10 protein-coding genes are annotated in these 13,176 nt (G+C 73.8%); 4 read left to right on the forward strand and 6 right to left on the reverse strand.

Features of this window, described 5'->3' with window-relative positions; genetic code table 11:
• Positions 1 to 65: 65 nt before the first annotated feature.
• On the reverse strand, positions 66 to 1,502 hold the full coding sequence (locus ACIRRH_RS11535; protein ID WP_403065218.1) for a helix-turn-helix domain-containing protein: 1,437 nt from the start codon (positions 1,500 to 1,502) through the stop codon (positions 66 to 68).
• Between the two features lie 356 nt (positions 1,503 to 1,858).
• On the opposite strand from ACIRRH_RS11535, the gene ACIRRH_RS11540 reads away from it, so the two are divergent.
• A complete protein-coding gene (locus tag ACIRRH_RS11540; protein WP_403065221.1) occupies positions 1,859 to 5,065 on the forward strand; it encodes a M28 family peptidase in 3,207 nt (1,068 codons plus the stop codon).
• 92 nt (positions 5,066 to 5,157) lie between these two features.
• On the opposite strand, the gene ACIRRH_RS11545 is transcribed toward ACIRRH_RS11540, so the two are convergent.
• Both ACIRRH_RS11545 and ACIRRH_RS11550 read right to left on the reverse strand, forming a co-directional pair.
• Complete coding sequence (locus tag ACIRRH_RS11545; protein WP_403065224.1) at positions 5,158 to 5,865, reverse strand: hypothetical protein; 708 nt, start codon at positions 5,863 to 5,865, stop codon at positions 5,158 to 5,160.
• A gap of 182 nt (positions 5,866 to 6,047) precedes the next feature.
• Positions 6,048 to 6,683, reverse strand: coding sequence for a hypothetical protein (locus tag ACIRRH_RS11550; RefSeq protein WP_403065227.1), 636 nt, complete (start codon positions 6,681 to 6,683; stop codon positions 6,048 to 6,050).
• A 240-nt stretch (positions 6,684 to 6,923) separates the two neighbouring features.
• Between ACIRRH_RS11550 and ACIRRH_RS11555 the strand changes: the two genes are divergently transcribed.
• Positions 6,924 to 8,162: a cytochrome P450 gene (locus tag ACIRRH_RS11555; protein ID WP_403065230.1), complete on the forward strand. Its 1,239-nt coding sequence runs from the start codon at positions 6,924 to 6,926 to the stop codon at positions 8,160 to 8,162.
• Positions 8,163 to 8,352: 190 nt separating this feature from the next.
• The gene (locus ACIRRH_RS11560) at positions 8,353 to 10,200 is read left to right on the forward strand and encodes a penicillin-binding transpeptidase domain-containing protein (protein WP_403065233.1); all 1,848 of its coding nucleotides are present in this window, start codon (positions 8,353 to 8,355) and stop codon (positions 10,198 to 10,200) included.
• Between the two features lie 38 nt (positions 10,201 to 10,238).
• Here the strand turns inward: ACIRRH_RS11560 and ACIRRH_RS11565 are convergent, their stop codons facing one another.
• The gene (locus ACIRRH_RS11565; protein ID WP_403065236.1) at positions 10,239 to 10,496 is read right to left on the reverse strand and encodes a hypothetical protein; all 258 of its coding nucleotides are present in this window, start codon (positions 10,494 to 10,496) and stop codon (positions 10,239 to 10,241) included.
• 26 nt (positions 10,497 to 10,522) lie between these two features.
• Here ACIRRH_RS11565 and ACIRRH_RS11570 point away from each other — a divergent pair, with 26 nt between their 5' ends.
• Complete coding sequence (locus ACIRRH_RS11570; protein WP_403065239.1) at positions 10,523 to 11,314, forward strand: TetR/AcrR family transcriptional regulator; 792 nt, start codon at positions 10,523 to 10,525, stop codon at positions 11,312 to 11,314.
• A gap of 80 nt (positions 11,315 to 11,394) precedes the next feature.
• Here the strand turns inward: ACIRRH_RS11570 and ACIRRH_RS11575 are convergent, their stop codons facing one another.
• Positions 11,395 to 12,642, reverse strand: a complete 1,248-nt coding sequence (locus ACIRRH_RS11575; protein ID WP_403065242.1) for an RNA polymerase sigma factor — start codon at positions 12,640 to 12,642, stop codon at positions 11,395 to 11,397.
• Positions 12,639 to 13,010, reverse strand: coding sequence for a YciI family protein (locus ACIRRH_RS11580; RefSeq protein ID WP_363383147.1), 372 nt, complete (start codon positions 13,008 to 13,010; stop codon positions 12,639 to 12,641). Before ACIRRH_RS11580 ends, ACIRRH_RS11575 begins: the two co-directional genes overlap by 4 nt.
• Positions 13,011 to 13,176: the final 166 nt, after the last annotated feature.

Here is a 13,176-nt window from a genome sequence, read left to right on the forward strand (position 1 = left end):
CCCGCGCGGCTACCGATCCGGCCAAACCCGGCGGCAGTCGCCGCCCCTCTCACACCACCGCCGGGTCAGGAGCGGGCCGGCTCCGCCAGTCGGCGTGCGGCACGGGGCGCATGCGCTGTGAGACGGTCGCGCAGACCGCGCAGCTCGTACTCGACCAGCGCGGGCAGGGCGGTGGCGCCGGTCGCCTCCAGAGCGGGGCCGAGCAGTTCGACGGCCGCCGACGGGTCGTGCGCGCAGACGAGGCAGTCGGCCGCGCGGACGATGAAGAGCAGACGACTGGACGGCAGCTGGTCCGGACCGAGCTGGCCGAGGGCGGTCTCGGTGGCGCTCAGCGCCCGGCGGGCCAGCCGGGGATCGTCGGTGGCCGCGGCGAGGTCGCGCAGCGCGGCGGCCGCGGCGGACTCGACCCGCATCCGCATCGAGGCGATGGACAGCCAGGGCACGTCCACCTCGTCCTCCGCGCCGATGTGGTCCAGGTGCGCCCGGGCCAGGCCGACCTGCCGGACGGTCGCCCGCACGTCGCCGGTGAGTGCGTACGCCCGGGCCCGGCTGATCCGGCCCATCGCGCCGGCCCAGTGCCGGTCCGGGGCGACCCGTTCGATCTCGCGGGCGTAACCGAGGGCGGCGACCGGGTCGCCGTCCAGCCGGGCCAGGATGCTCATGTCGCTGAGCGTGCCGACCTGGGTGGCCTGGTCCGCGGCCAGCCCGGCCCAGGTGAGGGCGCGGTCGTAGCAGGCCATCGCGGTGGCGTTGCGGCCGTCCTGCATCCGGAGCGCGCCGGCCGCGTGGGCGTGCTCGGCGGCCAGCCGGGCCAGCGGACCGCGCTGCGTGGCGGGGGCGGCGGCGAGCCGGGCGAGCACGGCGTGCAGGGTGCGCTCGACGGCGCCGGCCAGGCCCGGCCGGTCGCCGGTCTCACCGGAGCGCAGGTGGGCGGCGAGCAGGCCGGTCAGGGCGTGCGCGGTGACGGCGTCCAGCGGGGGCGCGGCAACCGGGTCGGCGAGCGCCGCGGGGGCACAGAACTCGGCGTGCAGGGCGGCGAGTTCCCCGGGTTCGGGGACCACACAGCCCTCGGCGCCGTGCAGCGGGCAGAGCAGGCCGTAGTCGGGCAGCCGCAGCGGAGCGGGGGCCGGGACCGAGGTGGGCGGCGCACCGAACGGCGCCCCACCGGGCAGCGGGGGCCGGAACAGGGCGGGCGAGACGGCGTCCAGGACGCACAGTTCGGCGCTCTCGGCGCGCTGGCAGGCGGCGCTCAACTCGCCGCCCGCACCGAGGAGGTCGTCGATCCGGTCGGCGATCCGGGGGGTGACCCGGCGAGCGCCGTGCTCGATCTTGCTGACCGCGGTGTGGTCGTAGCCGATCCCGGTGCCGAGCTGCGCCTGGGTGAGGCCGGCCCGGCGCCGCCATTGCCGCAGCCGGGCGCCGAACTCCCGCCAGGCGTCCCGTTCCCGGCCGGTCGGCGGTGCCGGCACCGCCGCCGCGGGGGCCACACGGTTCCGCTGCACGGCTGCCTCCCGGGCGCGTCGTCCCCGACCGGCCACAGGGCCTGTCGACGATTCCAGTGATTCCGACGACTCCGATGACGAGGACGGTACTCGATCGCCACCCGCGCCGTACATGATGTGGTCTCAACCACTTGAGGGAAACGCCAGCTTGGCGCGGAGTCGCTCCGGTCGGCTTGACGGAATTTGCCAATCCCTTGCATCCGGCGCACCGGCCATTGACCCGGGCATGACGCCGTGTGAGGGTTCGGGCACCCGAGCGCGGACGGCCCGCACGGCCGTCCCCCCCATACGGCCCTGCGGTGCGCCACCAGCCCCTGCCGTCCGCGGTCGAGGACCCCCACATGCGAGGAGCCTCGATGCAACGCAGAGTTTCCGCAGGCCGGTTGCTGACCACGGCGACCACCCTGACCGTGCTGGCCGGCATGATCGCCGCCACCGCGGGGCCGGCCACCGCCGCACCCGCCCCCTCCCCGGCCCCGCCCAGCGCCCTGGCCGCGGCGGTGAACGCGGCCGACGCCGCCACCGCGGCCGGCCTGGACGCCCTGGCCAAGGGCCCCGACGAGACCTACGAACGCAAGACCGTCACCCCCTGGATCGGCGGACTCTACTCCGTCGCCTACGAACGCAGCTACCACGGCCTGCCGGTGGTCGGCGGCGACGCGGTGGTCCTCGCCGACGCCCAGGGCCGCGTCCGCGCCCTGCAGTCCGCGGCCACCGGTCCCGTCGGCGGCTCCATCACACCGCAGGTCAGCGCGGCGAACGCGGAGAAGACCGCCCGCACCAAGCTGACCGCGGTGGACTCCGTGGACTCCCGCCGCCTGGTCGTCCGGGTCAAGGACGGCACCGGCCGCCTGGCCTGGGAGACCGTCCTCAAGGGCCGCACCGACTCGGCGCCCAGCACACTGCACGTCTTCGTCGATGCCGCCACCGGCGAGGTCATCGACAGCTACGACGACGTGCGCGCGGGCACCATCAACAGCGAGTGGAACGGCCCCGCCCCGGTCACCATCAGCACCACCAACTCCGGCGGCTCCTACTCGCTGCGCGACCCCAACCGGCCGGGCCTGTCCTGTTCCGACTACAGCACCGGCCAGGTCTTCTCCAAGAGCAGTGACTCCTGGGGCACCGGCAGCGCCTCCAGCAAGGAGACCGGCTGCGGGGACGCGATGTTCGCCGCCCAGAAGGAATGGGACATGCTGCGCGACTGGCTGGGTCGCAACGGGCACAACGGCAACGGCGGCAGCTGGCCCGTCAAGGTCGGGCTCAGTGATGTCAACGCCTACTGGGACGGCAGCACGATATCCATCGGCCACAGCCAGGCGAACAAGTGGATCGCCTCGATCGACGTCGTCGGCCACGAGTTCGGCCACGGCATCGACCAGTACACCCCGGGCGGTGCGAACAACGAGTCCGGCCTGGGCGAGGCCACAGGCGACATCATGGGCGCGCTCACCGAGGCCTACGCCAACCAGCCCGCACCCTACGACTCCCCGGACTACACCGTCGGAGAGATGATCAACCTGGTCGGCAGCGGGCCGATCCGCAACATGTACAACCCCTCACTGGTCAGCAACAACCCCAACTGCTACTCGGCGTCGATCCCGCAGACCGAGGAGCACGCGGCGGCCGGTCCGCTGAACCACTGGTTCTACCTCCTCGCCGAGGGCTCCAACCCGGGCGGCGGCAAGCCCACCAGCCCGACCTGCAACAACTCCACCGTCACCGGCATCGGCATCAAGGACGCCGGCAGGGTCTTCTACGGCGGCATGCTCCTCAAGACCAGCGGCATGACCTACAAGCGCTACCGCACCGCCACCCTGACCGCCGCGAAGAACCTCGACGCGAGCTGCACGTTCTTCAACCGGGCCAAGGCCGCCTGGGACGCCGTCAGCGTCCCCGCGCAGAGCGGCGACCCGACCTGCACGCCGTCCGGCAACAGCGACTTCTCGCTCTCCCTCGGCCCGGCCTCCGGCTCCGTCCAGCCCGGCGCCTCGGCCTCGTCGACGGTGAGCACCGCCGTCACCTCCGGCACCGCCCAGACCGTCGCCCTCACCGCCTCCGGCCTGCCCTCGGGCGTCACCGCGAGCTTCAACCCCTCCTCGGTGCAGGCCGGTTCCTCCTCCACCCTGACCCTCACCGCCTCCGCGGCGGCCGTGGCCGGGACGTACCAGATCACCGTCACCGGCACCGCCGGCTCCACCAACCACACCGCCCAGTACAGCCTGACCGTCGGCGGCGGGGGCAACCCCGGCGGGCCCGCGCCCGACATCGACGTCGCCAAGGTCCAGGCCCACCTGTCCCAGCTGAACAGCATCGCCAACCAGAACGGCGGCCACCGCCGGGCGGGCAGCGCCGGACACAGCCAGTCGCTGGCGTACATCAAGGGCAAGCTCCAGGCGGCCGGTTACAGCGTCACCGAGCAGACCTGTACCTCCTGCACCTACCAGTCCAACAACCTGATCGCCGACTGGCCCGGCGGCCCGTCCGACCAGGTCACCATGTTCGGCGCACACCTGGACAGCGTCTCGGCCGGCCCCGGCATCAACGACAACGGCTCCGGCTCGGCCACCCTGCTGGAGAACGCGCTCGTGCTCGCCCAGCAGAACCCCAGCCTGACCCGGCACGTCCGGTTCGCCTGGTGGACCGGTGAGGAGCAGGGCCTCCAGGGCTCGCAGTCCTACGTCGGCCAGCTGGGCTCCGCCCAGCGCTCCGCGATCAAGGCGTACTACAACTTCGACATGGTCGGCTCGACCAACGCCGGCTACTTCATCAACAACATCAACTCCTCGGCCTCCGCACCGATGAAGGCCTACTGGGACTCGCTGAACCTCAAGCCGGAGGAGAACGTCGAGGGCCAGGGCCGCTCGGACGACTACTCCTTCCAGCAGGCGGGCATCCCGACCTCGGGCTACGCGGCCGGCGCCAGCGACACCAAGACGTCGGCGCAGGCGGCCAAGTGGGGCGGCACGGCGGGCCGTTCCTACGACTCCTGCTACCACTCGTCCTGCGACACCACCAACAACGTCGACGCGACGGTGCTGAACCGCAGCGCCGACGGCGTGGCGTACACCATCTGGAAAACCTCGGTCGGCGGCACCGCGCCCGCCAACGACTTCTCCCTCTCGGTGAACCCGACCACCGCCACCGTCTCGCCCGGTGGCACCGCCACCGCGACGGTCGCCACCACCACCACCTCCGGCTCGGCCCAGACGGTCAACCTGACCGCCTCGGGCGCCCCGGCGGGCGTGACGGTCTCCTTCAGCCCCTCCTCGGTGCAGTCCGGCGGCTCGGCGACGGTCACCCTCGCCACCTCCGCCTCGACCGCGACCGGCACCTACAACATCACCCTGACCGGGACCGGCTCGGCCGCGCACAGCACCAGCTTCTCGCTGGTCGTGGGCAACGGCTCGCCGAACCCCGGTGGCACCTGGACGCCCGGCACCACCTACCAGGCGGGCGACGTCGTGACCTACAACGGAGTCAGCTACCGCTGCCTCCAGGGGCACACCGCCCAGGTCGGCTGGGAGCCGCCGGTCGTCCCGGCGCTCTGGCAGCCGGTGTGACCGGGGCGCGCTGACGCCCGGTGAAGCCGCTGCGCCGCGGTCCGTCGAGGGGACGGACCGCGGCGCAGCCGTGTACCCGGACCACGGGGGCCTCAGCCGGGGTGGAAGGCGACCCGGACGTTGTCGTCGAAGGGGACGATCAGCCCGTTGCCCGTCTCCCAGGTCCAGTCGTGCGGGACCAGGAACATCCGGCCGTCGGCGTAGGCCAGCAGCCGCAGGCCCTCGTAGCGGTAGCGGAACCGCGCCCCCTGCTCCACGTCGGGCAGCACCGTCTCGCGCACCCCGGGCCACCCCAGGTGGAGGCGCTCCGGGGTGTCGAGGACGACCGCCGGACGCCGGTAGAGGTGCTGGGCCAGCTGCTCGGCGTCGGCCGTGCCCTTGTGCTGGGCGTAGCCGCCGACCGCCCAGAACGAGCAGAGCACGATGATCGCCACGCTGATGCCCAGCGCGGCGCGCTCCCCGGTCAGCGGGTACGGCGCGCCGGTGCTGCGCACGTACATCATCCGGGCCAGGACCCCGAGCAGCAGCGCGCCGCCGATCAGGAGCGGGGTGCCCATCGGGCCGGCGTCGAACGCCTCGAAGCCGGCCAGGAAGCCGAGCACCAGCAGCGGAACGGCCGCCACGGTGACGGCCAGACAGGCCCACCGCACCGTCCGGGCGCCGCCCCCGCCTCCCCCGGCCGCCCTGGTCGCGAGGTGGTAGACCAGCGCGCCGACCAGCGCGCCGACCAGGGCGACCCCGGCCGGGGCGTAGAGCGCGGGGGAACTGCGGAGCAGCAGGTCCTGGGTGGCGAAGCCCATCGTGCCGGCGTCGATGCCGAAGTAGCCGTAGAGCGAACTGGTGTAGGCGTAGCCGAAGAAGAAGAGCAGCCCGGCGAGGAGGGTGGTCGGGGCGGCCCAGGTCGCGAGCTTGGCGATCCACTCGCCCCAGGAGCGTGCCTCCGGCTGCGTCGGCCCTCCCGGGGGTTCCTCCTCGGCTGGGCTCAGGGGTTGCTCCCGGCGCCGGTGGAAGCGCCGCCGTTCGGGCTGGACCCACCGCCGGGGGTCCCTCCGTTGCCGGACGTCGAACCCTTGCCGGGGGTGGATCCGTTGCCGGACGTCGAGCCGCTGCCGGGGGTGGACCCGTTGTCCGGGCTGATGACGTCCACCGAACCCACGGCCTCGATCCGCTTGGTGGAGTCGTCGGCCGTCACCGTGAGGCACACGGTCCGGCTCGTGGTCCCGGGCTTCCACTGCGGGAGCTGGAACTCGACCTGATCGGTCGTGCCGTCGGTCACCTGGACCTGCTTCGAGGCAGGGGTGGCGTACGCCGAGCTGCCGCAGTCGGCGACCTTGCTGATCGTGGCCGGGAAGCTGGTCTTCGACGGGAAGGACAGGCTGATCAAGGCGGTGTTGTCGCCGCCCTGGACGTTCGCCGAGGGCTCGCCGGCGTTCCGGAATCCGCCCTCGTTGCCCTCGTCCTTGGTCCGCTGGTCGTCCGGCCGGCCCGAACCGCTGTTCTGACCGTTCTGCCCGGCCTGGGTGGCGCCGGCCGACCCGGAGTCGCCGCCACCGCCGCCACCGCCGCCGCAGGCCGCGAGGGCCGGGACGAGCAGGACGGCCACCAGCCACCGGGCCACTCGGCGGTTCCTGCCGCCTCCGAAGTGCCGGGTCCCGGGCATGCGTTCTCCCATCCGTGCAGCGAGCAGGAGCCGGTCGGCCCCGCCGCACGGTAGCCGTGCGCCCCCGGCCCGGCGCGCCGCCGCGCCGCCCCCGGGCCGGGCCGGCCACCCGTTCGGGGCCAACCCGGACGGGAGCCTCCCTGGCATAGAGTCGGACCGGAACGGACGAACCGTCAGCAGACCGGAAGGACCAGACCCGTGAGCACGGACACCCGCCCGGTACCGGAGCTGGCCGCCGAGGTCGTCGAGCAGTGGCGGGCCGAGGAGGCCGAGCTCGTCGACCTGCTGGCCCGGACGCAGCGCGGCGTCGGCGGCGTCGCCGCCTTCCGCCTCGGCCCGACGCCGACCGTCCTGGTCACCGACCCGGCCGCCGTGCAGCACGTCCTGGGCCGCCACCCGGACCGGTACGTCAAGCGCTCGCACCGCGCCCGGATGCTGGTCGGGGACGGCGTGCTGTCCGCCACGGGCGACGCCTGGAAGCGTCAACGGCGGCTGCTGCAGTCGCAGTTCACCGGCACCGGGATGCGCCGCTACGAGCAGCGGATCGCCGCGGCGGCGCGCCGCACCGCCGAGCGCTGGGAGGGGTACCGGCGCAGCGGGGAGACCTTCGACGTCGGCGAGGAGATGCGCGGCTTCGCCCTGGACACCGTCTGGCGGGCACTCACCGGGCTGCCGATGGACGACCGGACGGATCGCGAACTCCGCTCGGTGGAAAGGGTGGTGGCCGCGATGCCGACGCTTCCGACCAACGCGGCCGACGCCCGGGACGCGGTCGCCGGGGACCTGGCCCGGATCGACGCGGTGGCGCACGCGGCGATCGACGCGGCGCGCTCGGCCGGCCCGAGCGAGGAGCCCGGCGTGCTCCGGGTGCTGATCGAGGCGGGCGAGCAGTACCCCGAGTACACCGACCGGCTGATCCGCGACGAGCTGGTCACCCTGCTCGTCGCCGGCCACGAGACCACGGCCACCACGCTCACCTGGCTCTTCCTGCTGCTCGACCGCCACCCCGAGGCCCGGACGGCCGATCCGCAGGCGCTGGTGAGCGAGACGCTGCGGCTCTACCCCTCCGCCTGGCTGCTCCCCCGGCACGCCGTCGAGGACGACGTCATCGCGGGGCACCGCATCGTCGCCGGGACGGACGTGCTGGTCTGCCCGTACCTCACCCACCGCGACCCGGCGCTGTGGCCCGACCCGGAACGCTTCGACCCCGCCCGCTTCGCCCCCGGCGCGGACCGCCCCGGGCAGCTCGGCGCCTACTTCCCGTTCGGCCTCGGCGCCCGCGCCTGCCTGGGCACCCAGTTCGCGCTGCGCGAGACCACGGCGCTGCTGGAACTCCTTCTGCCGATGGGGCCGTTGGCGTTCCGGTCGCGACCGGCGGGGGCGGCGTACAGCATCACCGTGCGGCCGGACGGGCCGACGCCGGCGGTGCTGGGCTGAGGCCTGTCACGGTGCGGCGCGTGGCGCAGTGCCGTCCGCTTGCGGGCCGTTCCACTGTCGACCGATCACTCGCCTCGGCATAGGCTGATCCGCGCCCGAACGGACTTTCGTCCGGTCGTCGGGCCGGCGGGCCGGCATGCCGGAGGGGGCGAGCCCGCCGCACACGATGGATCGCAGGGGGGACGGAGCCATGTCCGGAGAACGGAAGAACGACAGGTACGACGAGTACGACCAGCACGAGGCGGGCCGCGGACACGACGGGCAGGACGGGCTCCTCCAGCAGAACGGACTCCCCGGGCACGACGACTACGGCGCCCACCAGGAGTACGACGAACTCGCCGACGAAGACAGCACGTACGACGCCTACGACGAGGACGACGACGACGAGGCCCCACGCGGCTCGACCAAGCGCCGGGTCGTGATGGTGGCGGTCGGCGGGGTGTTCGCCGCCCTGCTGGCGGTCGGCGGCTACGGCGCCTACAACGTGATGAACGCCGTGACGGACAACGGCCCCTCCGGCGGCCACCAGGGCTCCGGCACCGTGGCGAAGGAACCGCAGGACCCGCCGACCGCCGAGCAGGCCGAGTCGGCGGCCAAGGAGTTCCTGGCGGCCTGGAGCCGCGGCGACATCACGGCCGCGGCCGGCCTGACGGACCGCCCGGAGTCCGCCCGCGCCGCGCTGACCGCGTTCCACGAGCAGGTGGGCGCCCGCTCGCTCGCCCTGACCGGGACGGGCCGCGCGCCCGCCGACAGCCCGAGCGAGCCGGCCCTCGGCTTCCGGGTGAAGGCGGAGTTCGAAGGCACCCCGGACGCCTGGGAGTACGACAGCGTGCTGAGTTTCGTCCGCTCCCAGGACGGGCGGCCCGTGGTGCGCTGGAAGCCGTCCGTGATCCATCCCCAGCTCACCCCGGGCAGGACCATCGGGGTGAAGGCGATGCCCAACCCGGTGTCCAAGCCCACCGACCGCAAGGGCCGGCCGCTCGACACCTTCCCGTCGCTGCGCGCCGTCCTGCCCCAGATCGCCCCGCCGGACGGCGCCGCCGCCGTCACCGGCCGGGCCGTGGTGCTCTCGGGCGGCAGCGGTGGCGAGCCGGAGCAGCTGTTCGTGCTGACCCCGTCGAGCGCACCGTCGGTCAAGCTCACCCTGGACGCCGACCTCCAGCAGGTCGCCGAGGATGCGGTCAAGCAGCAGTCGGCGAACGGCAATCCGGCTTCGCTGGTGGCCATCCAGCCGAGCACCGGCAACATCCTGGCGATCGCGAACGCCCCGCAGGGCGGGTTCAACCGCGCGGTCGCGGGCGGCCAGCCGCCCGGCTCGACGATGAAGGTGATCACCTCGGCCGCCCTGCTGGAGGCCGGGGTGAGCCCGGACACCGTGGTGCCCTGCAAGGACACCACCTACTCCCCGCGCGCCTGGCACAACGACGAGCGCGGCGACTTCCCGTCCTACACGCTCACCGACGACTTCACCCACTCCTGCAACACCGGCTTCATCGACAAGGGCCTGGAGAAGCTCCAGCCCGGCGCCCTCGGCCGGGTGGCCCGGGAGCAGTTCGGCCTCGGCCTGGAGTGGCACATCGGCATCCCGAGCCGGGACGGCACCATCCCGGCGCCCGGGAACAAGGACGAGGCCGCGGCCCAGTACATCGGCCAGGGGCAGATCCAGGTCAACTCGCTGCTGATGGCCTCGGTCGCCGCCACCGTGCAGAACGGGACGTTCCGTCAGCCCGTGCTGCGCGAGGACGCCAAGCGTGTGACGGCACCCGGCAAGCTCCCCGCCGACGTCGCCCGGGACCTGCGCGCCATGATGGCCAAGACCGCCACCCAGGGCACCGCCCGTACCCCGATGGCCGGCCTGTCCGGCCAGATCGGCGCCAAGACCGGCACCGTCGAGGCGGGCAGCCAGGCCAACAACAGCTGGTTCATCGCCTACCGCGGCGACCTCGCCGTCGCCGCCGAGGTCGAGGGCGGCGGGCACGGATTCAGCGCGGCGGGCGTGGCCGCGGCCCAGGTGCTGAAGGCGGGCGGCAAGGGCTGAGCCGACGGCCGCCGGCGCGACGGGTGCGGGCGCGGGCTTCAGGAGCCGCCTTCGCCGTGGATCAGGCGGAGGTTCGGCAGGCCGGGGAAGGGCGGGGTGTGCTCCGCCTCCCGGTCGGCGATCAGGTCGGCCAACTGCCGGGCGCCCATGGCGCGGAACCCGGCCTTGCGCTCCTCGTCGGCCTCCTCCTCGCCCGGGTAGAGGACGATGTGGACGGCGTCGCCCTCGCCCTCCCAGGTGTAGCTGCGGTACGGGGGGATCTGGGGCCCGTCCGTCGCCTCGGGATCGTCGGCCATGGGGAACCTCCGGTGGTTGTCCGCGGGTGATCTGCCGCCATGGGCAACGAGTCGGGAGCAAGAAGGGCCCGGCGCTGCGGCGCGATTCCCCCGTCCGGTACGGATGCTCAGCTGCCCGTGATGCGGAAGACGGGGTAGCCGGGGGCGACCCGGAGCAGGTCCTCGGCCGGGGCGTCCGGGGCCGCGAGATCAAGCAGGAGGCCCGCCGCCAACTCGCCTCCGCGGGCGCCCAGCAGCTGTCGCTGCGCGCCGTCGCCCGCGAGCTGGGCATGGCCTCCTCCGCGCTGTACCGCTACTTCACCAGCCGCGACGAGCTGCTGACCGCGCTGATCATCGACGCCTACAACGAACTCGGCGACGCCGCGGACCGCGCCCTCGCCGCCACCGGAGCGGGTACGTCACGAGACCGCTGGCGGGCCCTGTGGACCGCCACCCGCGACTGGGCCCGGGCCAACCCGCACGAGTTCTCGCTGGTCTTCGGCACCCCCGTACCGGGCTACGCGGCACCCCGGACCACCGTCGAGCCCGCCGCCCGGCTGCCGCTCGCCCTGCTCGGCGTGGTCCGCGACGCCGAGCTCCGGCCCACCCCGCCCGGCCCGCCGCCGCAGGGCGCCCTGCCCGAGCAGCTCACCCGGCTCACCGCGGACTTCGCCCTCGGCCCGCCGCCGCACGTCCTCGCCCCGAGCATCGGGGCCTGGGTGCAGTTGATCGGCCTGATCGGCTTCGAACTGCACGGCCACCTGGTCGGGTCGATCGACCCGGCGGACGACTTCTTCGCCTGGACCGTCGAGCAGACGGCCGACGCGGTCGGGCTCTGAGCACGATCGGACGCCGAGGAGCGGGACCGGGCTGCGGCGAACAGGACCGGGCTCCGAGAGCCCGGAGGCGGGGAGCAGCCTCACCGGGCCGGACGCACCCGGCCCGCCCGTGCCTCCAGGTACCGGCGCTCCGCGAGGCTCGCGGTGGCCCGGGCGGCGCGCCGGTAGCACTCGTACGCACCGGCCGTGTCGCCGGCCCGCTCCAGCAGGTGCGCCCGGACGGACAGCAGCCGGTGGTGGCCGGCCATCCGGGTGTCGGTGTCCAGGGTGGCGAGGAGGGCCAGGCCCGCCTCCGGGCCCTCGGTCTCGGCCAGGGCGACGGCCCGGTTGAGGGTGGCCATCGGGTTGGGCGCGATCCGCTCCAGGATCAGGTACAGCGCGTACACCTGCCGCCAGTCGGTGTCCTCGGCGGTGACCGCGTCGGCGTGGGTGGCGGCGATCGCGGCCTGGAGCCGGTACGGGCCGAGCTCCGGGTTGGCCAGCGCCTCCTTGACCAGCGCCGTTCCCTCCTCGATCAGCGCGCGGTCCCACACCGTGCGGTCCTGCTCGGCCAGCGGGACCAGGTCACCGGAGGCCGTCGTCCTGGCCGCGCGGCGGGCATGGGTCAGCAGCATCAACGCGAGCAGCCCGGCCACCTCGCCGTCCTCCGGCAGCCGTGCCCGCACCATCCGGGTGAGCCGGATCGCCTCGCAGGCGAGGTCGAGGCGGTGCAGCTCGCCGCCCGAGGAGGCGGTGTAGCCCTCGTTGAAGATCAGATAGAGCACGTGCAGGACGACCCGCAGCCGTTCCTCGCGCTCGTCCGTCGGCATCCCGCCCTCCGGCAGGGACCCTCCGGGCAGCTCGAACGAACCACCGGCGGCCCTGATCCGCTGCTTGGCCCGGCTGATCCGGGCCGCCATCGTCGCCTCCGGCACCAGGAACGCGCGGGCGATCTCGGCCGTGGTCAGCCCGCCGACCGCGCGCAGCGTCAGGGCCGTCTGCGAGGCGGCGGTCAGCGCCGGGTGGCAGCACAGGAACAGCAGGAGCAGCGTGTCGTCGGTGTCCGGCACCTCCTCCGGCACCACGTCGGCGGCCGCCGTCGCCCGCTCCCGCTCGCGCCGCGCGCTGTCGCCGCGCACCTGGTCGATCAGTCGCCGCGAGGCGACCGTCACCAGCCAGCCGCGCGGATTGTCCGGCACCCCCTCGGAGGGCCACTGCACGGCGGCGGCGAGGACGGCCTCCTGCACCGCGTCCTCGCAGCCCTCGAAGCGGCCGTACCGTCGTACCAACGTGCCGAGGACCTGCGGCGTGAGCCCACGCAGCAGGTCCTCGAAGTCCGGTGCTGTCATGCCTCCAAGTGTCCGTCGGAGAACATCACCTGTCGCACTTCGACGCCCAGGCCCTCGATCGCGGTGTCCGGGATGCGGGCGGCCAGTTCGATCGCGCGCTGCTTGTCCTCGCAGTCGATCAGGTAGAAGCCGCCCAGGAACTCCTTGGCCTCCAGGAACGGCCCGTCGGTCACCACCGGCTGGCCGTTGCGCACGGTCACCACGGCGGCCTGCGACGGGTCGACCAGCGCCTGGGTGAGGATCAGCTCGCCGGACTCCTTCAGATCCTCGATGAACCGGCCGTGTCCGGCGCCGATCGCCGCCTTCTCCTCGTCGGTCAGTGCGTCCAGCACGGCCGGGTTGATGTGCAGGCTGATCAGGAACTTCATCTCGTCCTCCTCGGGTGCGCGGCCCCGGCGGGGCCGCCTTCGTCCGGGTGTCGGTGCGGGCGCCGCGGTCTTGACGTCCTTCCGACGGAGAATCTCCCACGGATTTCCCGCGCCGCTCCGTCGCGCCACCCGCCGCCCGGGCGGCCGGCGGCCGGGCGAGCGACGG

This window comes from Kitasatospora sp. NPDC101235, from assembly GCF_044767505.1.
Classification (GTDB): Bacteria; Actinomycetota; Actinomycetes; order Streptomycetales; family Streptomycetaceae; genus Kitasatospora.

Bases quoted from the DNA above. Each gene is read 5' to 3' on its own strand.
- ACIRRH_RS11575 (WP_403065242.1), bottom strand. From the start codon at position 12,642: ATGACAGCACCGGACTTCGAGGACCTGCTGCGTGGGCTCACGCCGCAG.
- ACIRRH_RS11580 (WP_363383147.1), bottom strand. From the start codon at position 13,010: ATGAAGTTCCTGATCAGCCTGCACATCAACCCGGCCGTGCTGGACGCA.
- ACIRRH_RS11540 (WP_403065221.1), top strand. From the start codon at position 1,859: ATGCAACGCAGAGTTTCCGCAGGCCGGTTGCTGACCACGGCGACCACC.
- ACIRRH_RS11565 (WP_403065236.1), bottom strand. From the start codon at position 10,496: ATGGCCGACGATCCCGAGGCGACGGACGGGCCCCAGATCCCCCCGTAC.
- ACIRRH_RS11545 (WP_403065224.1), bottom strand. From the start codon at position 5,865: ATGGGCTTCGCCACCCAGGACCTGCTGCTCCGCAGTTCCCCCGCGCTC.
- ACIRRH_RS11560 (WP_403065233.1), top strand. From the start codon at position 8,353: ATGTCCGGAGAACGGAAGAACGACAGGTACGACGAGTACGACCAGCAC.